We start from the raw sequence: 21,093 nt of genomic DNA, 5'->3' as shown, positions 1-21,093 counted from the left end.
ATAGCAAAAGGGCCGCTTCCGGCTAACCAGAAACGACCCTTTGATTAAGAGTAATCTGCGACCACGAAGCGCAGATCGGTTTTGTTTAGTCGAGCAGCGAGCTGAGGAACCAGACGCGCTCCTCTGCCATGTCGGTCCAGTCATCCAACAGGCCGTCGGTGGCGTTGTCGCCTGCCTGTTCGGCCAATTCCTTCATGCCCTTCAGCCGATCGACCATTTTCTGGTTATCGTCGCGCAGTTCGGTGATCATGTCTTCGGCGGACAAGGACGCACTGTCCTGGTTCTTCACCTGAGTCAGCTCCGAGATCATGCCGACCGAAGTGATCGTGTCACCGCCCTGTTTCCGGGCGCGCTCACCGATGGCATCGATCTGGTCGCGAATCTCGATCGCCTGTTCATCGAACAGCAGGTGCAGATCGCGGAAACGCGGTCCCTTCACATGCCAGTGGAAATTCTTCGTTTTGACGTAGAGCGCGAAATGATCTGCCAGCAGGCCGTTGATCTCGGCGATGAGTGCAGTTTTCGAATTGTTCTTGGCTTCGGCCATGGGGTTTACCTCCTGTTGTCGATGGCAAGGCGCGTCGGCCTTCGCATCGTTGATGTTTCGCTTGATTAACGTCGAAACGAGCATTCGGTTTCGCGGGGAAAGCAAATCGCACTAATCGGCTTGAGCGATCACAGACCTGCGAAACGAGCGTTCGATCCGATCAGGAACGCCGCAACAATCAGACAGGCAGCCATGATGCGTCTCATCCATAACAGCGGAGCGCGGTCGAAGCTGTCCTTGCCCCAATACCAGCCCAGACCGATTGCCGCTGCGCCGCCGAGCGCGCCTCCCGCCGCGTGCGGCCAGAGGTGAATGGCCATCAGCGCCAAGGCAAAGATTACGATGCGCGCCGCACCCATGACCTGGCGAACGAACAGGACCGCCGCAATCGCAACATAGCTGCGCGTCGGTTCCTTCATGGATCTGAGATGCACCGGCAAGGCCAGATCGATCGCGGCAAGCACCAGCGCAAGGCACGCAAGCAGATGCACAGCGCCCGCGGGCAGAAGCGCGGCGACGCTCCATCCGGCATAGGCCGCTGCGGCGGCGCTTGCTGCGGCCACCGCCATGCCGAGCACCAGCATCGGCCCGGTCCTGCCCACGGCATCCGAGAATTGCGCGACAATCAATTGATCGCGCGCCCCCAGCGCAAGCAGGAACGTCGCGGCAAATGTGACCAGGAAAGCGTCCATCGGCGGGCGCTTTAGCATACCGCGGTGTTCTGAACACCGAAGCGCGGCCTGCTTCATTTTGGCGGGTGGCCCGGCGGCGCGATCCGGCCTAGTCATCTTGGCGAGAGACACTTGCCGACAGACATAGGGAGAGACGATGAAACTCGAACAGGGCATGGCCGCGATTGTTACTGGAGGCGCATCGGGACTGGGCCGGGCTAGCGCGGCCGCGCTCGCCGGGCACGGATTGAAGGTCGCGATTTTCGACATCAACGATGAGGCTGGCGAGGAACACGCCGCCGCGATCGGTGGCACCTATCACCATGTCGACATCACCGATGAAGCCAGCGCCGCCCAAGGCTTTGCCGCTGCGCGCGCTGCGAACGGGCAAGAGCGCGTCACCGTACATTGCGCCATGGCATCAAAGCGCGGCAAGACCATCGGGTTCGACAAGGCGACCGGCGGCTACAAACGGCTCCCGACAGAGGATTACGCTTTCGGCGCCGAAGGTATTCTGGTCGCCAGCTACCGGATCGCGAGCCTCTCCGCGCTCGGAATGGCGAACAGCGATCCGCTGAACGAGGACGGCGAACGCGGCTCGATCACCCTCACGGCGAGCGTCGCGGCGCAGGATGGCCAAATCGGGCAGGTTATATACGGCAGCTGCAAATCGGGTGTGAACGGGCTGGTCCTCCCGATGGCCCGCGACCTGATGGATCTCGGCATTCGCGTAAACTCGGTCATGCCGGGCATTTTCGCGACGCCGCTGATGCTCGGCATGAAGGATCGCAATCCGCAAATGTGGGACCAGCTCAATGCCAGTGTCCCCTTCCCCAAACGTCTTGGAGAGCCCGAAGAATTCGCCTCCTTGATCTGCGAGATCGCGCGCAATTCATACATTAACGGTCATCAGTTCCGCCTCGATGGCGCGATCCGGATGCCGCCGAAATGAGAAAGACGCCTCCCGGTCGCGGCAGCCGAAGCGCGGCCGAGCGTCGGCCGGTTGGGCCGCCCGCCCGGAGGTATGAGCGAAGCGAATTGGCCGCGAGGGAAAACAAATGACAGCGACGAACGAATATCCGACCAAGGCTTACGGCGCGACGGCACCCGACAGCGGCGTCGGCCCGATGGACATCACCCGCCGCGGCCTGCGTGAAGACGACGTCCTGATCGAAATCAGCCATTGCGGGATCTGCCATTCGGACCTGCATTCGGCCCGCAATGATTGGGGTTTCACAACCTATCCGATCGTGCCGGGTCACGAGATAGTCGGTACGGTCAGCGCTGTCGGGGACGATGTGACCCGCCACAAGGTCGGCGACCGGGTGGCGATCGGCTGCATGGTCGACAGCTGCCTGGAATGTGCGCACTGCGAGGAAGACCTCGAACAATATTGCAAGCAGGGAATGGTCGGCACCTACAATGGCAAGGACCGGCGCGACGGTTCGACCACATTCGGCGGCTATTCGGAGCGTATCGTCTGCCGCGAAGAATTCGTGCTGAAGGTGCCCGATACCCTGCCCATGGCGGAAGCTGCGCCGCTGCTGTGCGCGGGGATCACGTCCTATTCACCGCTGCGCACCTGGAATGTCGGGCCCGGCAGCAAGGTTGCGGTCGCAGGACTGGGCGGGCTTGGGCACATGGGTGTGAAGCTGGCCGCAGCGATGGGGGCAGAGGTGACCGTCCTGTCCCGCAGCGAAAGCAAGCGTGAAGATGCGGAGATGCTGGGCGCTCACGCATTCCTCAACACAACCGACAAACCGGCGATGAAGGCCAAGACGGGGTATTTCGACATGGTGCTGAACACGATTCCCGTCCGCCATGACGTCACCCCCTACCTCAACCTGCTGCGGATCGACGGCGTGCAGGTCCTGGTCGGGATGATCGACATGATGCCGGAAATGCACTCGGGCGTCCTGCTGGGCCGAAAGGTACTGACCGGAAGCGGGATCGGCGGCCTCGCGGAAACACAGGAAATGCTCGATTTCTGCGCCGAGAACGCGATCGTTCCCGATATCGAGACGATCGCGATGGAGGATATCCAGACGGCTTACGACCGGATGGAAGCGAGCGACATCAAATACCGCTTCGTCATCGACATGGAGAGCCTGCGCAGCAGCTGATGCGCGAGCGTTCGTTCGTCGCTGCACTTGACAGGACAGATGATTTAGTTCGTATGCGAACTTAAATGTCCAAACAGCTCCGCGTCTTTCACCGGCTCCAGGCCGCCCATTCCGCACTGTTCCGCGCGGCCGACCGGCATCTGCGCGACACAGTCGGGCTCGGCAATGCGCAGCAGACTATCCTGTTCATGCTCATGCGCGAAGACGGATTGTCGCTGGGGAGCATCGCCAGGCAATTGCAGCTCGGCAAACCGGGCGTGAGCGGGTTGGTCGACCGGCTCGAAGCGGGCGGATTTGCCGAGCGCAGGCCCGATCCAGACGACGCGCGCGGTGTCCGTCTCCACATCCTGCCCGCAGGCCGCGCAGCCGCCCAACGCGCCGCCCCGATCACAAAGGCGATCAACCGCGAATTGCTGGCCCCGTTTTCCGAAAGCGAGCGCGATACCATCGCGCGCTTCCTCGATCATCTTGCAATGCAAGCCGAACCCATCGTCGCCAGCAAAGTGGCGGCGCTCTCCCCTGAAAGGATTTCTTCATGACCGATTTCATCCGCGTGGAGCATGCCGACCGCATCACCACCGTTACCCTCGCCCGTGCCGACAAGAAAAATGCGATCACGCAGGCGATGTACGCCGCGATGGCGGATGCCGTGAACGCCTATGGCACGGATGATGATGCTCGCGCGCTGATGTTCATCGGCGAAGGCGATTACTTCACCAGCGGCAACGACCTTAAGGATTTCGCCATGGCCGCAAATGGCGGCGCGGATAATGACGATTTGCCGCCGGTCATCCGCTTCCTCCATGCGATCAAGGATTGTCGCAAACCGCTGATCGCAGCGGTGAACGGCCCCGCAATCGGGGTTGGCCTGACGCTGACGCTGCACTGCGATCTCGTCTATGCCGCTGAAAGCGCAACCTTTGCTGCGCCGTTCGTGAAACTTGGCCTCGTACCCGAAGCCGCATCCTCGATGCTGCTTCCCGCCGCGATCGGCATGGCCGCTGCAAGCGACGTGTTCATGACCGGCCGCATCCTCGAATCGCACGAGGCGCTGCGTATGGGCCTGGTCTCCCGCGTGTTTGCGGACAGCGATTTCGCCTCCGAAGCGCGAACGCTTGCCGCAACAGTCGCACAGGCCGCGCCGCAAGCCATGCGGCATACGAAAGCGCTGATGCGAACCCAGACCGACACAATCGGTGAAGTCATGGAGACAGAGGGCAAGATTTTCGCGGATCAGTTGCGCTCGCCGGAATTCATGGAAAGCGTCTCGGCAATGGCCCAGAAACGCGCCGCAGTGCATCCGTAGCCGCTCGCGGCCAGTGGGCTAGTCCGGAGCGGTGAAGGGAAGCCAATAGATCGAGTAAACAACTGATTTTGTTTTTCAAAATCGTAGAAATGAAAGACCCTCAAGCTGGCCCCCACTTGCCCGCGCTTCTGTGGAAAACCCGGGACTGAGAGGGACAACTGCGCCCATCGCAGCGCTTCGCAATTAGCCTGCTGGTATCGGTTGTCACCGGTAAGATTTGCAACTCGTATGTGAGTGAAGCGCGGCTTTAAGAGATAAGAGGGATAAGAATTTGGTGGATCGCAAACAGCTCGCTCGTCGACCAAAAAATTATCATCTAGTTCCATAACTTTATGAAACTACGAGTTGTCTGCGGCTCAGCGCAAACACGCTCAACTCGTAGACGGGTGTGTTTCGCCCAAAACGCTATTTCAAAGAAATATCATAAGCTTATGCCCCGCATTCGCGGGGTATGGTGTGCTCGCAAGATTTCCATTCGCGCGCGGTTTGCCAATTGTTCGCGCATAGGTCGGTTCAGCCACTCCGGACAACACCTGTCGTGAAATAGCCGCGCGGCGATTGAGTGCTGCGAATGGCGGCTTTGCACCCTAGTTCAAGACGTTAAGCGTAGATCCGTTGCCCCCTAAAGCGGGCATCGGCTGCCGCGAATTGGTCAACGAGTAGTGGGCTGCTCATTTCAACCCGCCCACCCAGTTTGAACGTGTTTCCATTACCGGACGCCACGCTTCAGGATAGCTCCGAAATTTGCACTCAACCAATCATAGAACTTGCCTAGGGCTGTGATCGACGAGCCGAACAAAGGCCGTAGTTCGATAGCGGCACATCCTCCTTTGCGGATGACTGGTATGGGCGATCGCGAACGGCGACCTACAAAAGTGAACGCAATCGGCCGTCCTGATGGGGTAGATGCGGGTCAAGAGGACATGTAAGCCAGGGCATCACTTCTAGGTTGCCCACCAGCAAGGCATTGAAAATGAGCCAATCCAAATCGAAGTCCGGGCGTCCACCTCTTTATGAGGATGCCGCAGGAACCATCCGCACTGCGGCTCTTGAACTGTTTGCGGAGCGTGGTTTCGAAGCGACATCGATTGGCGATATTGCCAAGCGGGCGGGCGTGCCCAAGGCGAACGTTCTGTATTACTTTTCCAATAAAGACGAATTGTGGAAGCAAGCTATCGACCATCACTGGCAGGAGGTCGACGATTTCTATGTCGCACGCCTGGCCAACCATCCGTCGGTTGATCGCAGCGGTTTGAAGCACCTCATCGAAACTTACCTTGAGGCATGCTGCCGTTTTCCACCCTATGTTCAGATCATGAATATGGAAGGGCACGCGGAAAACTGGCGCACCCGTTGGCTCGCTGAGAAACACCTTCGCCGCCATATCGAGGTTATGCGCGATTATCTCTCTCAGCTGACCAACGCAGGCGTCATCCCTGACGTGGATCCCGTGATCTTCCAGACCCTTATTACCGGCGGCGGGCAGCTTCTTATCGGCCAACACCAGCTGTGGCAGGATGCTGTTGAGATCAGCCCCCGTGATGCAGAGTTTCGCGCAAATTATGTGAAGCACATGATCGAGTTGTTGACTCGGACATAGGCGCCAGAATCGCCTTTACTGTCCGACCGGTCAAACTTTATATTGACCGATCGGTTGAAAACGTTTTAGCCTCTTCCTGCACCCGGCAGAGTCAATCATTCCGGGGCACAATGGGAGAGAACTATGCGCGTTCAGGGACGCTGCCGTTCGGCGCGGCTGCTCGCAGGGACCATTCTAGGGGCTGCGATTGCCAGCCCGGTCTATGCTCAGGAAAACACAGACGAAGAGGTGGTTGCGCAAAGCGACAACGTCATCATCGTCACCGCTCAAAAGCGCGAAGAACGACTGGTCGAAGTGCCGGTCTCCATCGCCGTTACAGACGGCGAGACGCTGAATGCGCTTGGCTTCTCGGAAGCGACCGACCTGCAATTCACGTCGCCCGGACTGGGTCTTGGCGATTCCAACACGCCGCGCGGTGCCGGCTTTCGGGTGCGCGGGGTCGGTACGGCGATCTTCGCAGATGGAGTTGAGCAAAGCGTGGGTTCGGTCGTTGACGGCGTTCCGCTTGCTCGCGCGGGTCAGGGTCTTGCTGACCTTATAGACATTGAGCGGGTGGAGGTTCTGCGCGGTCCGCAAGGGATGCTGTTCGGGCGTAACGCTTCTGCGGGCCTCATAAATATCATTACAAAACGCCCCGATCTTGAAGACTTTGGCGTCGAAGCGCGGGTCAGCTATGGCGAGGACAATGACTTCCAGGCCTCAGCGGCGCTCACTGGCCCGATTGCCGAAAATCTCGGTTTCCGGCTCACGGGATACTATAATTCACGCGACGGGTTCATCACCGACATCCAGACCGGTGACGATCTGAACGACCGTGAGGAATATGGCATCCGTGGGTCATTGCTATTCGACAATGGAAGCGATCTCGAAGTCATCGTCCGTGCCGACTACATTCGCCGCGACAACCAGGCGAGCGTGTTTCCCATCCGTGCTCTGGCGCCAGACTCGCCTTTGGTCACCTCCCCCATCCCCGGCTTGATCCCTCCGGTGCTAGATCCAGAGATCATCGCTGCAGCCGACCCGGAAATCGATATCGTCTCGATATCGGGCGAGTTCTTCAACGAGGTGGAGGATTATGGCGGTTCGGTCGAGATCAATTACGATATCGGCGAATTCACCCTGACATCGATCACCGCTTATCGCGAATGGTTGCAGATCGATAACAACGATGCCGACAACAGCACATTCAACATACTGGACGTGAATGTCGGCTCGAACAACCTCGATCAGTTCTCGCAGGAAATCCGGCTGACATCCCCGGCTGACCAACCGTTCTCGTTCGTGATTGGCGGTTTTTATTATGAGAGCACCAATTCCAACGAAGTTGTTCAGACAGGGTCCTTCGTTCCGCTGTTCTCACAGTTTCTGGAGAATGGAATTCCAGTTCCGATCCCGGGTACGCCGTTTGTCCTCAACCCTGGCGATATCGGCGGGCGGGCGGTCGACATCGAAGTATCCGTCCGCGACATCGCGATCTTCGGTCAGGCCGAATACGACCTTACAGATAGCTTCACGCTGATTGCGGGCGGGCGCTACACCTGGACCGAAGTAGAGGCGACCTTGGATCGTTTTGCTCCTGCAGGAACTTCACCGATCTTCAACGCGGTGCTTGGTGCACCTTTCGCACCGCTCGCATATGACCTGGAAACGGATGACGGCAATCTGTCGTTTCGTTTTGGCGCGCGTTACGAGTTGGCACAGGATGTGAACTTCTTCGCTACGGTCTCGCGCGGATACAAAGGGCCAGGTTTCGACACCCAGGTCGATTTCATTATTCCAGACGGTGTGTCTCCTCTGGAGGCTGCATTGGTGGCTCCGGAAATCCCGACGAATTATGAAGTTGGGATCAAGGCAGCGCGCGGCGCTTTCAATGCCAGTCTGGTACTGTTCCGCACGGAATTCGATGACTTTCAGGCGCAGGTCTTTGAAACTCCTCCGGGGGCGACCCTCGGTTCGTTCGGGGTGACCAATGCGGGCGAACTGGTGACACAAGGGTTTGAATTGGAGCTTGGCGTACTTCCGACGGACGGACTCTCGTTTTCCGCCGGCCTTGCCTATGCTGATACTGAGTTCGACGAGTTTGTCGGTGCGGCCTGTCCACGCGTGGCCCAGGCTCTACCGGACAATCCATGCTCTGGCGGTGCATCTTCATTTGATGCTTCAGGCTTGCAGGCGACCAATGCTCCGCAGCTCTCGCTTACACTGAACGGTCGATACGATCAGCCGATCACCGACAATTTCAACGGCTTTCTGCAAGTCAACTCGCTGACGCGTAGCGATAACAATTTCACCCTCGTGCCGGCCGGTATCGCCAGCCCGTACGAACAGGATGGCTTTACCATCGTCAATGCGAGCATTGGGGTCGAGCAGGCTGATGGTCTTTACGGGGTGAGCGTTTTCGCGAACAATCTGTTTGATACCAATTTTGTTACGGCAATCTTTGATCTGCCGTTCGGTGGGGCCGGCGATCTTGGACAGTTTGTCACCCGCGATGCCGAGCGTCTTATCGGTGTCCAGGCCTTCGTCGCGTTCTGATCGCCCCTTTCAGGAGAAAGTCCAAATATGACCCAATTCGCTCCGCGCAAGGGGATGAATAGTGCTGAGATCGAAGAGACGATCGAGGCAATCATTGCCGAAGCTACTCTTGAAGAGAAAGTCGGCATGATGTCCGGCAAGGGCTTCTTCCAAGCCATGGCCCGCACCGGCGGGGTATGGGGAGGTGAGCCCTATCGCGCGGGCGGCGGGATTGAGCGACTGGGCGTACCTGCGCTCTATTTCACCGATGGTCCGCGTGGCGTCGCGCGGGGCAGCGGCGACACCGGCTCTACTTGCTTTCCCTGCACAATGGCACGCGGCGCATCCTGGGACCGCGATCTCGAACGCCGCATCGGTGAGGTCATGGGAGCTGAGGCACGGGCGCAGGGTTGCACACTCTCAGGCGCGGTCTGCGTCAATCTGCTGCGCCATCCCGGCTGGGGCCGCGCGCAAGAAACCTATGGCGAAGACCCGTTCCATTTGGGCGAGCTGGGCGCAAGTCTTGCCCAAGGTATTCAGGCGCACAATGTCGTCGCCACGGTCAAGCATTACGCGCTGAACTCGATTGAGAATGCCCGTTTCAAGATCGACGTAAGGATCGATGGCCGGGTCTTGCGCGAAGTCTATCTCCCGCATTTCAAGCGCATTCTCGACGCTGGCTGCGCCTCTGTGATGAGCGCCTATAACAAGATGAACGGCGAATATTGCGGCCAACATCGCGAGCTGCTCACTGATATTTTGCGCCATGAATGGGGCTTTGACGGGTTCGTCCACTCCGACTGGATGCTGGGTGTCTACGCGCCCTATGGTGCGTCGGCAGGTCTTGACGTTGAAAACCCCGAGCCGCTGCAATTCGGTGAACGCCTGATTGAAGGGGTCCAGCAGCAGCAGGTCGAACCGGGGGTGATCGACACCGCTTGCCGCCGGATCTTGCGGATCATCTATCGCTTCGCCTGCGCCGAGGATCCGCTGGCAGAATACACGCAGGATATCGTCGCAAACGACGCGCACATCGCCGTCGCTCGCGAAGCGGCGGAGAAATCGGCGGTGTTGCTAAAGAACGAAGGCGCCCTGCCACTCGACAAAGGTGCCAACGTCGGCGTTTTCGGTAGCCTTGCCGCGATGGTGAACACGGGCGACGATGGATCGTCCAAAGTCTCCCCTCCATACGTCACGACAGCACTTGCGGGCATCGCCAGCTATCTCGGCGAACCGGACATTCCGCTTTCGGGTGACGAAAGCGATGTTGCGGCGGCAGCTGAGGCGGCGAAAGGTCTTGATGCTGCAATTGTCGTGGTCGGGACGACGGCCGAGCACGAAGGCGAGTTCATCCCTGGCGATATCGGCCAATCCGCATTGATGCAGCCGGGGGCGAAAATTCCCGAAGAGCTGAAACTGATGATTGCGGCCATGATTGAAAGTCAGGCTGAAAAGCAGGGCGCTGGCCACAATTCCGGAGCCATGGGTGCGGCTGGCGATCGCGGAGGCGACCGCGAAAAACTGCGCCTGCCGGACGATCAGGCCGATCTCGTCAAGGCCATTGCTGAGGCCAACCCCAATACGATCGTGGTGATCGCAAGTGGCTCAGCCATCATCTGCGACTGGGCAGGCAGCTGTGCTGCAATCCTTCAGACTTTCTATTCCGGAATGGAGGGCGGGACAGCACTTGCACGGCTGCTGTTTGGGGACGTCTCACCGTCGGGTAAACTCCCGTTCACCGTTGCCAATGACGAGGGTGAATACCCGTTTTTCGACAAGAATGCGGACGTGATCACATATGATTTGTGGCACGGATATACCAAGTTCGAACGCGATGGAGTGACGCCGCAATTCCCGTTCGGTCATGGCCTCAGCTATGCCAGCTTTGCCTATCGTTCAGTCAAGGCCGCACGCCATGGCGACGCCATCCTCGCACAGGTCTCGGTCACCAACACCGGCACTGTCGCAGCGGACGAAGTGGTGCAGTTCTATATCTCCCCGCCGGGCAAGAGCATTGAGCGCCAGAAGAAGCTGCTGAAGGGCTTCGAGAGGGTTGCGATCGCCCCCGGAGAGACCGTGCATGTACATGTGTCAGTCCCGACCGACGATCTGCGCTGGTATAATGAGGCGACCGGCAGCTGGACCCTCGAAACCGGGGAATACAGCGTTCTTGCCGGTGGCAGTTCGGCAGATCTCATCGCCGCCACCTTATCATTGTAGCGATCAATGCTGACGCTGTCCGGACGCGATGTGGAATTGACCCTGCTGCCCGAGACGGGCGGCAGTATCGCGTCCTTCAGGTGGCAGGGCATCGATATCTTCCGCAAAGGCGCAGGCGATCAAGACCCGCTATCTCTCGCCAGCTTTCCCTTGGTTCCGTTCTGTAACCGGATTGACCAGGGGCGTTTTTTGGCAGGCTCACAGCGCGTCACTCTTGCACCCGTCAAGCCCGAAGCGGAACCCGTTCATGCGTTGCACGGACTTGGCTGGATGGACGCATGGGAAATCGCCGAAGATGATCGAAATGCGGCGATTATCCGGCATCAGCACGATGGCAGCCAGTGGCCCTGGGCGTACGAGGCGCAGCAGCATTTCGTTCTGACATCGGACGGCTTTCTTCAACGGCTTTCGCTCATCAATCAGGGCAATTTGCCAATGCCGGCGGGGCTGGGTTTCCATCCCTATTTCCCGCGCGAGGGTGCTGTTCTGGATGCGCCAGTGCGGGCGATATGGCACAATGGTGAGGACCGCTTGCCTAGCGAGATAAAAGCACTCGACCGGCAGCCGGACTGGTTCGCAGGCTGGTCATTCGACAATTGCTTCGTGTCAGACGATCCTGAGATCGCCGTGACATGGCCCACGCACCGATTGACGATGCGCCCCGACCCTGCGCTTCGCTTTACGCATGTCTACGTGCCTGCCGAAGAGCCGTTTTTCTGTGTCGAGCCGGTCAGCCATATGCCGGACGCGGTCAACCGGAAGGAGCCGCCTGCCGAAACCGGCCTGCGCTGGCTGAAACCGGGGAAATGCTGGTCGGTTGAATGCCGTTTCGCAGTTGAGGTGCCCGGCTGATGTGGCTCGGCGTGGATATCGGCACATCGGGTGTCAAAGCTGTCCTTGTCGATAATTCCGGCGCTATGGTGGCCGAGCACACCGAGCCGCTTTCCATCCAGCGCCCCCATGCGCTTTGGTCTGAACAGGACCCTGAGCAGTGGTGGAGCGCCACACAATCGGCGATCCTTGCGCTTCCCGCCGACTTGCGATCCGCGTGCAAAGGGCTTGGCCTTTCCGGACAGATGCATGGTGCGGTCCTGCTGGGTGCAGATGATAATGTGCTGCGTCCCGCCATTCTGTGGAACGATGGACGCAGTGCCTCGCAATGCGCCGCCCTGGGTCCGCTAGCGCTCGAGCACACTGGCAACGTCGCAATGCCCGGTTTCACCGCCCCAAAGCTCGCATGGCTGCGCGAGAACGAACCGGACTCCTTCGCCGCGCTTAAGGCCGTTTTGCTGCCCAAGGACTACATCCGCCTGCGATTGACCGGGGAGAAGACAAGCGAGATGTCCGATGCATCGGGTACGCTCTGGCTAGATGTCGCGGGGCGCCGCTGGTCGGGCGAGATGCTGGCTGCGACCGGCCTCGACGAAAGCCAAATGCCCGGCCTTGTCGAAGGGAGCGAGCAGTCCGGAATGCTGCGCCCCGATATTGCCGATGATCTGGGCCTCCCCCACGTGCCCGTGGCGGGTGGCGGGGGCGATCAGGCCGCCGGTGCAATCGGCGCAGGGGTGATAGATGCCGGTCAGGCATTTCTCAGCCTCGGCACATCGGGTGTCATCTTCGCTGCAAGCGACGGCTTTGCCCCCAATCCGGAGCAAGGCGTGCATGCCTTCTGCCACGCGCTGCCCGGTCGCTGGCACGTCATGTCGGTGATGCTGTCTGCCACCGCCTGCCTTGACTGGGTCATCCGGCTGACCGGCTTCGCTGGCGTTCCCGCTGCTCTTGCTGCTGCGGAGGCGACCGGAGAACAGGACGATCCGCCGATCTTCCTGCCCTACCTTTCCGGAGAGCGCACACCGCACAATGATCCGCGCGCGAAGGGGTGCTTCTTCGGACTGACCCATGACACCGATCCTGCCGCACTGGTTGATGCCGTGCTTGAGGGCGTAGCATTTGGCCTTCGCGACGGGCTCGATGCGCTGGCGCTCGATCTCAATGAACTCTCGGTGATCGGCGGCGGTTCGCGGTCAGCCTATTGGGCGCAGATCCTTGCGAATGCGCTGCAAGTGCCATTGGTCTATCGCGACGGGTCGGCGGTCGGACCAGCCAGCGGCGCGGCCAGGCTCGCGCGTCTCGCGGTAACCGGAGAGACGCCGGAAGCCGTCTGCACCATGCCGCGCGAGCAGGCCCGCTATCTTCCAACCGCGAACCCTCACGAACGGCTCGATCGGTTTCGCGCGCTCTATTCTTCGCTGCAGCCCAATTTCTAAAAGGACAATCATGACCTACTTCGCGGACATTCCCGCTATTCGATATGAGGGCCCCCAAAGCGACAATCCGCTGGCGTTTCGCCACTATGATGCCGAGCGCGTCGTTCTCGGCAAAAGCATGCGCGACCATTTGCGATGGGCGGTCTGTTATTGGCACAGCTTCGCCTGGGCAGGTCACGACATCTTTGGCGCGCCCACATTCGAGCGCCCGTGGCATCCGGGCACGCCCGCGACGCCCGAACTCGCGCAGGTCAAGCTCGACAATGCCTTCGACTTCTTCGCCAAGCTGGGTGCGCCGTTCTATTGCTTCCACGATGTCGATGCGATGGCCGATCATGCAAGCATCGCCGCCTATTCGCGCGAGCTTGAAGCGATCGCAGACAAGATGGAGAACAAAGTCGCCGAGACTGGCGTGCAGCTTCTATGGGGCACCGCCAATCTGTTCAGCCATCCCCGTTATGCTGCGGGCGCCGCGACCAATCCGGATCCCCAGATCTTCGCCTGGGCCGCGCATCAGGTGTGTTCAATGCTCGATGTCACGCACCGTTTGGGCGGCGCCAACTATGTCTTGTGGGGCGGACGCGAAGGTTACGACACTATCCTCAACACCAATCAGGCGCAGGAGCTCGATCAGCTCGGCCGGTTCATGGCGATGGTGGTCGAACACAAGCACAAGATCGGCTTTGACGGCGCGATCCTGATCGAACCCAAGCCGCACGAACCGACCAAGCACCAGTATGATCGCGATACCGCCACAGTTTATGGCTTCCTGAAACGGTACGGGCTTGAGGACGAAATCCAGGTCAATATCGAAGCCAATCACGCCACACTTGCGGGCAACACGTTCGAACACGAAATCGCGACTGCCAATGCGCTCGGAATTTTTGGATCGATCGACATCAATCGCGGTGACCCGCAAAATGGCTGGGACACCGATCAATTTCCAAGCAACGTGCCGGAAATGACATTGGCGATGTACCATGTGCTGAAAGGCGGTGGATTCTCGACCGGCGGGTTCAATTTCGATGCCAAGCTAAGGCGGCAATCGGTCGACGCAGAAGATCTGTTCCACGCGCATATCGGCGGCGTCGATGTCTTGGCAAAAGCCCTGCTCAACGCCGCCGCGATCATCAAGGATGGCACACTCGATCGGTTTGTGGAGGACCGCTACGCCGGGTGGAGCGGCTCATTCGGCGAGAGCATCCTTGCAGGTGAGCTTACCTTGGCCAAAGCCGCCGATCACGCGGTTAAGAGCAATTCCGACCCACAGCCGGTTTCGGGTCGGCAGGAGTATCTTGAAAACCTGATCAACCGCTTTGTCTGAAATGAGAGAGGAATGACATGTGACTGCCACGTTTGCTGCACAAACGACTGACACCGCCGCCATTTCGGAGGCGTATGAGCGTGACGGATATTTCGTCCTCAAGAGTGCCTTCAATGCTGAGCAGATCGAGAAATTGCGGGAAGAAACGCTCGCCATTTGCAGCGGTGAACGCGGCGAGATCATGGGGGCGGATATCGTCTCGGAAGGTGCGAAGAACGCAGAAGAAGCAATGCAGCGCGTGCTGGCGATCCACTTTCCACACAAGTTTTCCGAAGTGATGCGCTCGACCCTGACCGAGCCTGCGATTGTCAATGCGCTGAGGGCGATCATCGGACCGGACATCAAATGCATGCAATCGATGCTATTCGTGAAGAATGCCGGTAAACCCGGGCAGGCCTGGCACCAGGACGAATTCTATATCCCAACGCGGGACCAGTCGCTGGCAGGTGTGTGGATCGCGCTTGATGATGCGCGGATCGACAATGGCGGGCTGTGGATGCATCCGGGTAGCCACAAGCATGGGATCATCTGGCCCACCCACAATCACGGCGATGCGCGGTTCGACAGCTCGCAGGAGGCCAAGGATTTCCCGTACGAACGCGAAGGGGGCGTGGCGGTCGATGCAGATGCGGGCGATGTCGTTATCTTCCACGGCTATGTCTTGCATCGCTCGCTCAACAACACGCGCAGCGAGGGTTACCGCCGGGCGATCGTCAATCACGTGATGAATGCGCGCTCGCTACTGCCGTGGACGCTCGGATTTCCGCCGCAGCCGCGTGACGATTTTCGCGATTTCGAGATGATCAGCGGAGAAGACCCGTATGCGTGGAAAGGCAAGGAAGAATCCCTCATACCCTTCCTTCGGCCCGAAGATCCGGCACAGGCCGCTCGAATCTTCGGCGCGGTGATGCAAAAGTTGAACCCCGGCTAGGCGCTCAGGCGGCTTCGAGCTCGCGGACGAACTCGGTCATTTCCAGCGCCTCGCTCCAGCGATCGCTCAACTCCTTGCCATCGATCATCTTGGCATAGTTGAGCTTATGCACGGTGCCAGCGAATTCCATTTCCCGTGGGAGCAATTCGGGCGCAAAGACGGTCGGCTCATCGGCTTTCGCCTGCGCAAAACCCGTCAGGCACGCGCTCCACATTGCGGCATAGTCTTCCCAACACTGGATCTCTCGCGCCTCGGCGAGAGGCAATTGCATGGTGCAGCTGTCACCAATGCGCCCATGCATGTAGCGGACCCGCTCAAAGATCGGCGCAAGCGCCGCAAGCTTGGCTTCGAAATCTCCATACCGCATCTCATGACCCGTGTACCAATGCGACAGGTCGGCGTTGAAACGCAGGTCTGGAAAGCGTTCGCAAAGGTCGAGCGTGCGCCGGATATCCTGCGTCATCGTTGCGCGGTGTGTTTCGATGTAAAGCGGCAGTCCATGCTTGGCCGACGCTTCCAGCACTGCGGCAGCCAAGACATCCATCTCGCTATCGGTTTCAAGTCCGGTGCCGACATGCAGGGTGGTGCAGATGAAACCCCACTCCTTGTGCTGCGCAGCCAGCGGTTCGACTTCGGCAGGCGCAGTGACCCGTCCCATCCCGCTCATTTCAAGCCCGGCGGCAAGACCGGCAGGATCGGGGAAATAATGCTGCAGGCCTACGAACCCTGCGTTGCGGATAGCAGGCCAGTCCGGCGCGTCTTCGTGCAATGGAGTCTTGCTGTCGCCTGGTAGAGTCCAGAGATTGCCGATGTTTATATGCTGGCGAAAAGTCATCGTCGCTGCGCCACCCGTCTCAACCCTCGTCCACCATGCTGTCCCAGTCGCCGCGATCGCTCATCATGGCGGCCATGGCTTGCGGGTTGGCAAAGGAGAAGATGAAAGCCCGGCGATGGCGGTCGCGGGTTCGATTGGGACCAGTGTAGTGCGGCGCGGCATAGCCATGCATCGTGGCTGAACCCGCTCTCAGCGCGCAGGGTCTTGCTGTAGAAAGGTCCAGATCGCGCTCCGCATCGACCATTTCGAGCAGCCGGCTTTCATCCTCCGGGGCCCCGCTTGCCACACGATGTTCCGGCATCGGTTTGCCCTGCATGCCGGGGACGAATGTCATGCATCCGGTTTCTTCATCGACGTCGTCCAGCGCGAGCCAGTATTGCACGACCGCGTTGTTGGGCAGAATGACACCGGGTTCGGTGCATGGGCGACCAGCATAGGCCATGTCCTGATGCCAGGGCGTTTCGTGGGGATGCATCGGCGGTTTGTAGATCAGCATCGAGAAAAGGAATTGCGGACTGTCGGTGCCCAGGATTGGGGCGGCCAGTTCGGCACCGCGACGCACTGCCTCGCTATTTGCAAAGCGCGGATCATGCATGTGTGGCAGCATCAGCTGGCGTGTGATCCCACCCAATTGCCGATCGTGCTCCCCATAATCGACCCGGCCCGCCAGCGCGTCTTCGTAGGCGCCTCTCAATTCTTCGAGCTCACTTTGCCCGGCCAGATCCTGTACCACAGCAAACCCATCACGCTGGAAGTCCTCCCGGACTGTTTCGGCGTTCGGGATCGCAGAATCTGCGGTGTGGGTGACCGTTACTGTGCTGGCCATGATCGGCATCCTAGTCTGCAATATCTGAACTGGTATCGATCTTATCTTTCGCTGACCGAACGGTCAATGAAATTAGGCATGGTTCCGAACCGTCATTCCGTGCTGTAAGCGTGCTCGCATGGTTGCCACTCAATCCAAATCGAACAAGCGCCAGCAGCAGCGCGAAAAGTCTCGGGCTTCGGTGCTGAATGCGGCGGCGCAATTGTTTGCAGACCTGGGCTATGACGGAGCCTCGCTCGGCGCGGTTGCGACGGAGGCCGGCATCTCGAAACAGAACCTGCTCTATTATTTCCCGGACAAGGAGCAGCTTTGGAAAGACACCATCGTCCATGTGTTCGATCAGGTGAACGTGGAGCTGGCGCGCGAGCTTGAAGACTTCGATGAAACTGAGGCTCCGCTACGCCACATCATCCGAGCCTATTTCGCCGTGTGCAGGCGACATCGCGCCTATGTAGTGATTCCCATGATCGAGGGGACGAAGGACACGTGGCGGTCGCGCTTCATCACCGATCGCTACCTCAAGGACCATATCGTCGCGTTCGAATTCTACATCGACCGGATGCGCAAGGCAGGACAGTTGCCGCAGGTCGATGCCGTTTACCTGCAGAACCTGATCGCAGGCGGCGCACAGCTTTTTCTCGCGCTTTCCCCGCTCTGGAACCGGGCTCTTGGTGTCGACACGCAAAGCGAGGAATTCTTCGAAGGCTATGAAAACGCCATAAGTACCATGCTCGGGCTCTGACCTGCCGATACTCTATCCACCGGTGGGCTTGGCTTTTTCTGACCGATCGTTCAGTTATGGCTCATGGCACAGTATGCAACGGGTACGGCAGAGCTTCGCGGTGACAGGGTTAGCTGGCCCGGAAGGCTGGCCTTCGGAGTGGGCGATTATTCGCTCAACCTGGTCTGGCAGGGTACGGCGCTGTTCCTGCTGTATGTCTACACCGATGTATTTGGCATTGCGCCTGCGACCGCCGGAGCGATTTATCTGGCCGCCATGGTGTGGGATGCGGTGACCGACCCGCTGGTCGCCGCGCTGGTCGACCGCACGCGCACGCGAATCGGCCGTTATCGACCGTGGCTGGTCGGCGGCAGCATTCCCCTCGCGGTCAGCTATCCGTTGGCATTCTCAGGGCCGGGTGACAGCGGCATTGATCCGGCAATATGGGCGCTAGCGACGCATGTCCTGCTGCGCACATGCTACACGATCGTGGGTGTGCCTTTCGCATCGCTACAGGCGCGGCTGACAGGCGATGCGCGAGAGCGAACGACGATCGCAGGGTTTCGAATGGCCGGTGCTGCTCTCGGTGCCTTGACCGTGGTCTTTGTCACCCCGCTGCTCGTCGGTGTCTATGGCGAGGGCCGCGAAGCCGAAGCGTATAGCGTTGCGGCAAGCGTCGCCGGAGTGATCCTGGCCGCGGGTGTGCTGTATTGCGCGTGGGCGATCAAGGAACCGTCTGGCGAAGAGAGCGCGCCAACAGGCAGCCTTGGAACTGATCTGGCGGGGCTTCCCTCGATGCTTTTAAGGAACGGCCCGCTGCTGCGTGTTCTTGCAATCGTGGTGATCGGGTCGATTTGCCTGGCGATGTTTTCAAAGAACCTGCTTTACTATTTTAAGTACGTGGCAGAGCGGGAAGATCTGACTGTCTGGGCGCTCACGATGCCGGCCGGGTTGCTGCTCTTCACGATCCCCTTCTGGGTCTGGCGGGCCGCCAAGACATCCAAAGCCCGCGCGCTGTGCGAAGGGTCGATCATTGCCTTTGCGGGCTATCTGATGTTCTGGCTCGTTCCGGCCGAGCAGGTAGCATTTCTCTTCAGCGCCATCGCAATCATCGGCGTTGGTGGGGGCGCCTTGCCCGTGTTGTTCTGGTCGATGCTCCCCGACACGGTGGAATACGGCGAGTTGCAAACCGGGGAACGAGCTGAAGCGCGCATTTTCGGCTTCGCTGCATTCGCACAAAAAGCAGCAGTCGGGGTTAACGCCTTGCTGCTTGGATTTGTCCTCGACCTTGTCGGGTTCGTCGCGAATGAGCCACAAACGGATATCACGCTGACCGCGATTGAGGCCGTGATGGTATTTGTTCCAATGCTGGGGACCCTCTTCATCATCATAATTTCGCTTGGCTACCCGCTCGATGGAGAAAGGCATGCAGCGATCCGAAAGCAGCTAAAGGAGGGCGAGGCCGCCACGCCCACCTGCGCAGATGCGTAGCCAATCGCGCACGTACGCAGGCGCGACGCGCTACAGTCCGACAAAGACGGTACGCGCCTTCCTACAACCTCGCCTTCGAGCAGTCTCCAGACCCAGTGGATTGGTGGACTCGGACAGTGGGCGGATTGAGTTGCTATCGCCTCTGACATGCACGTAAGAACCCGCCGAATCCTGAAGCCAAAGTGCCACGTCCGCTTGCTCTGCATTCACATAAGATAGCCGACAGTCTCCTACCGGCCCAACTCTTGACATCTGTGCTTGTTGGCGATCACTCCAAGTTCTCCAGAAACGCCTCTACCCCCTTTACCATCTGGTCAAACGCCGCTTCCCCCGGATGCGGCAAGTGACTGTTCGACGGCAAGGTCTGAAGTTCGGCGTTCGGCAAGCGTGCAGCGAGATCGGCACCAACACTTGCCGTGATGCGCTGGTCGTCGCGGCTGTGCAGCACCAGCGTTGGGACCTCGATCTGCGCCAAGCGTTTGCGGACATCGATGTCGCCGAAGGTATCGATGAAACGCGCGGCATTTTCGGCCGAGGTCGTCTGGCGTTGAAATTCGTTGAACCGATCGATGGTCTTGCTGTCGGCGTCGGGAAAGAAGCTGTGCGAGAATATCTGGCGGTAGGCGGGCGAATTGTCGCCCCAGCCGTGGCGCACTAGTGTCATCTCCGCCTCCCGCCGTGCAACCATTTCGGGATTGTCGTGGAAGCGCCAGCCGGCCGGGTAGCCCCCGATCAGCACCAGGCCGCTGACCTTTTCGGGGTGACGCGCCGCATATTCGATAGAGACCGACGCGCCCTGGCTGATGCCAATAAGGGGGAAACGCTCCAGACCTAGCGCCTCGACAACGCATTCGAGATCGCTGACAAAAGCATCGAAGGACAAATCCTCGACCTTCCAATCGCTGAGTCCATTGCCGCGCTCGTCATAGCGATACAGGCGATATCGGCGCGCAAGCTCGATGGAGAAGCCAGACCAGGCAGGGATTTCCAGCTCGGCGTCTAGATGGGTGAGCCAGTTGGCGGCTTTCATCACCGGGCGGCCTTCGCCCATGGCGGCATATGCTATGCGCGTGCCGTCGGGCGCGGTCGTGTAGCGGATCGTCTGGCGCGGAACATCCTCGCGCCCTGGATCGCTAACTGAGTGGGCTGGGTCTGCCAGCGTTCCCAACTCCTCCCGCTTTGTGACAAGCCAAGCGGCGTATGCGTCATGCTCGCCGCTTTCTGTGGCCAGCAGCAGGCGATCGATGTCTTCGCGCGCGATAGACAGAGCCTCGCTGGGGCAGTTCAGCGACACCGAGGATTTGTCCGCCACCAGCCAGCCTTCGTCCGGGCCGAGCGCCTTGCGCAACCGGGTCAGCGACCAGCGCAGACCGCCGCGCGGGTCGGCAGCGCGCTCCCAGAACATCTCGCTCAGCCGGGAGCGGTGGACCGGGCGATCCTGCAGCGCAAGAAAGGCGAGCAACGCGCGCGCCTTGCGCGACTTCGGAAGTTCGACCTCACGCCCGTCACGCAAGATGCGAATGTCCTCAGCTAGTTCGATCTGCGTCACTTCCGCTCGCACCCTTCCTACGATCACCACGCCAATACCACGCTTCTCCGGCAAATTACCACGTTCGCTGCCCTTCTGGTTGCCACGGATGTGAGGGACAAGGCGTCATGACATTCAAGGATATACCCATGACAGACAGATTGTTTGGCACGGTGGTCGCCATCTGGG

At 59.6% G+C, this 21,093-nt stretch carries 18 protein-coding genes; 13 read left to right on the top strand and 5 right to left on the bottom strand.

Annotation, left to right across the window (positions count from 1 at the left end; translation table 11 throughout):
• Positions 1 to 85: 85 nt before the first annotated feature.
• On the bottom strand, positions 86 to 547 hold the full coding sequence (locus KCG45_RS08130; RefSeq protein WP_218316773.1) for a Dps family protein: 462 nt from the start codon (positions 545 to 547) through the stop codon (positions 86 to 88).
• Positions 548 to 675: 128 nt separating this feature from the next.
• Positions 676 to 1,239: a hypothetical protein gene (locus KCG45_RS08125; protein ID WP_218316772.1), complete on the bottom strand. Its 564-nt coding sequence runs from the start codon at positions 1,237 to 1,239 to the stop codon at positions 676 to 678.
• A gap of 136 nt (positions 1,240 to 1,375) precedes the next feature.
• On the opposite strand from KCG45_RS08125, the gene KCG45_RS08120 reads away from it, so the two are divergent.
• The 11 genes from KCG45_RS08120 to KCG45_RS08070 all read left to right on the top strand — a co-directional run bounded on the left by KCG45_RS08120 (position 1,376) and on the right by KCG45_RS08070 (position 15,503).
• Complete coding sequence (locus tag KCG45_RS08120; protein WP_218316771.1) at positions 1,376 to 2,170, top strand: SDR family oxidoreductase; 795 nt, start codon at positions 1,376 to 1,378, stop codon at positions 2,168 to 2,170.
• A gap of 106 nt (positions 2,171 to 2,276) precedes the next feature.
• Entirely contained in the window at positions 2,277 to 3,341 is a 1,065-nt protein-coding gene (locus KCG45_RS08115; protein WP_218316770.1) for an NAD(P)-dependent alcohol dehydrogenase, read from the top strand.
• Positions 3,342 to 3,406: 65 nt separating this feature from the next.
• Positions 3,407 to 3,880, top strand: coding sequence for a MarR family winged helix-turn-helix transcriptional regulator (locus KCG45_RS08110; protein WP_218316769.1), 474 nt, complete (start codon positions 3,407 to 3,409; stop codon positions 3,878 to 3,880).
• On the top strand, positions 3,877 to 4,647 hold the full coding sequence (locus tag KCG45_RS08105; protein WP_218316768.1) for an enoyl-CoA hydratase: 771 nt from the start codon (positions 3,877 to 3,879) through the stop codon (positions 4,645 to 4,647). Before KCG45_RS08110 ends, KCG45_RS08105 begins: the two co-directional genes overlap by 4 nt.
• A 973-nt stretch (positions 4,648 to 5,620) precedes the next feature.
• Positions 5,621 to 6,247, top strand: a complete 627-nt coding sequence (locus tag KCG45_RS08100; protein ID WP_218316767.1) for a TetR/AcrR family transcriptional regulator — start codon at positions 5,621 to 5,623, stop codon at positions 6,245 to 6,247.
• 123 nt (positions 6,248 to 6,370) lie between these two features.
• Positions 6,371 to 8,782, top strand: a complete 2,412-nt coding sequence (locus KCG45_RS08095) for a TonB-dependent receptor (RefSeq protein WP_218316766.1) — start codon at positions 6,371 to 6,373, stop codon at positions 8,780 to 8,782.
• A 27-nt stretch (positions 8,783 to 8,809) separates the two neighbouring features.
• Positions 8,810 to 10,981: a beta-glucosidase family protein gene (locus tag KCG45_RS08090; protein WP_218316765.1), complete on the top strand. Its 2,172-nt coding sequence runs from the start codon at positions 8,810 to 8,812 to the stop codon at positions 10,979 to 10,981.
• A 6-nt stretch (positions 10,982 to 10,987) separates the two neighbouring features.
• Positions 10,988 to 11,833: an aldose 1-epimerase gene (locus KCG45_RS08085; RefSeq protein ID WP_218316764.1), complete on the top strand. Its 846-nt coding sequence runs from the start codon at positions 10,988 to 10,990 to the stop codon at positions 11,831 to 11,833.
• A complete protein-coding gene (gene xylB, locus KCG45_RS08080; RefSeq protein WP_218316763.1) occupies positions 11,833 to 13,248 on the top strand; it encodes a xylulokinase in 1,416 nt (471 codons plus the stop codon). The genes KCG45_RS08085 and xylB overlap by 1 nt, the downstream gene beginning before the upstream one ends.
• A 10-nt stretch (positions 13,249 to 13,258) precedes the next feature.
• A complete protein-coding gene (xylA, locus tag KCG45_RS08075; RefSeq protein ID WP_218316762.1) occupies positions 13,259 to 14,572 on the top strand; it encodes a xylose isomerase in 1,314 nt (437 codons plus the stop codon).
• 19 nt (positions 14,573 to 14,591) lie between these two features.
• A complete protein-coding gene (locus KCG45_RS08070) occupies positions 14,592 to 15,503 on the top strand; it encodes a phytanoyl-CoA dioxygenase family protein (RefSeq protein WP_218316761.1) in 912 nt (303 codons plus the stop codon).
• A gap of 4 nt (positions 15,504 to 15,507) precedes the next feature.
• Here KCG45_RS08070 and KCG45_RS08065 read toward each other — a convergent pair whose 3' ends face one another.
• On the bottom strand, positions 15,508 to 16,338 hold the full coding sequence (locus KCG45_RS08065; protein ID WP_218316760.1) for a sugar phosphate isomerase/epimerase family protein: 831 nt from the start codon (positions 16,336 to 16,338) through the stop codon (positions 15,508 to 15,510).
• A 19-nt stretch (positions 16,339 to 16,357) separates the two neighbouring features.
• The gene (locus tag KCG45_RS08060; protein ID WP_218316759.1) at positions 16,358 to 17,164 is read right to left on the bottom strand and encodes a phytanoyl-CoA dioxygenase family protein; all 807 of its coding nucleotides are present in this window, start codon (positions 17,162 to 17,164) and stop codon (positions 16,358 to 16,360) included.
• A 118-nt stretch (positions 17,165 to 17,282) separates the two neighbouring features.
• Here KCG45_RS08060 and KCG45_RS08055 point away from each other — a divergent pair, with 118 nt between their 5' ends.
• Together KCG45_RS08055 and KCG45_RS08050 are read left to right on the top strand one after the other, a co-directional pair.
• On the top strand, positions 17,283 to 17,906 hold the full coding sequence (locus KCG45_RS08055; protein WP_218316758.1) for a TetR/AcrR family transcriptional regulator: 624 nt from the start codon (positions 17,283 to 17,285) through the stop codon (positions 17,904 to 17,906).
• A 63-nt stretch (positions 17,907 to 17,969) separates the two neighbouring features.
• The gene (locus KCG45_RS08050) at positions 17,970 to 19,376 is read left to right on the top strand and encodes an MFS transporter (protein ID WP_218316757.1); all 1,407 of its coding nucleotides are present in this window, start codon (positions 17,970 to 17,972) and stop codon (positions 19,374 to 19,376) included.
• Positions 19,377 to 19,644: 268 nt separating this feature from the next.
• On the opposite strand, the gene KCG45_RS15620 is transcribed toward KCG45_RS08050, so the two are convergent.
• Positions 19,645 to 20,925, bottom strand: a complete 1,281-nt coding sequence (locus KCG45_RS15620; protein WP_218316756.1) for an alpha/beta hydrolase — start codon at positions 20,923 to 20,925, stop codon at positions 19,645 to 19,647.
• Positions 20,926 to 21,093: the final 168 nt, after the last annotated feature.

Source organism: Erythrobacter ani, assembly GCF_019204025.1.
Classification (GTDB): Bacteria; Pseudomonadota; Alphaproteobacteria; order Sphingomonadales; family Sphingomonadaceae; genus Erythrobacter; species Erythrobacter ani.
The sequence above is the reverse complement of the archived record's forward strand: the minus strand, read 5'-3'. Positions and strand labels throughout refer to the sequence as shown.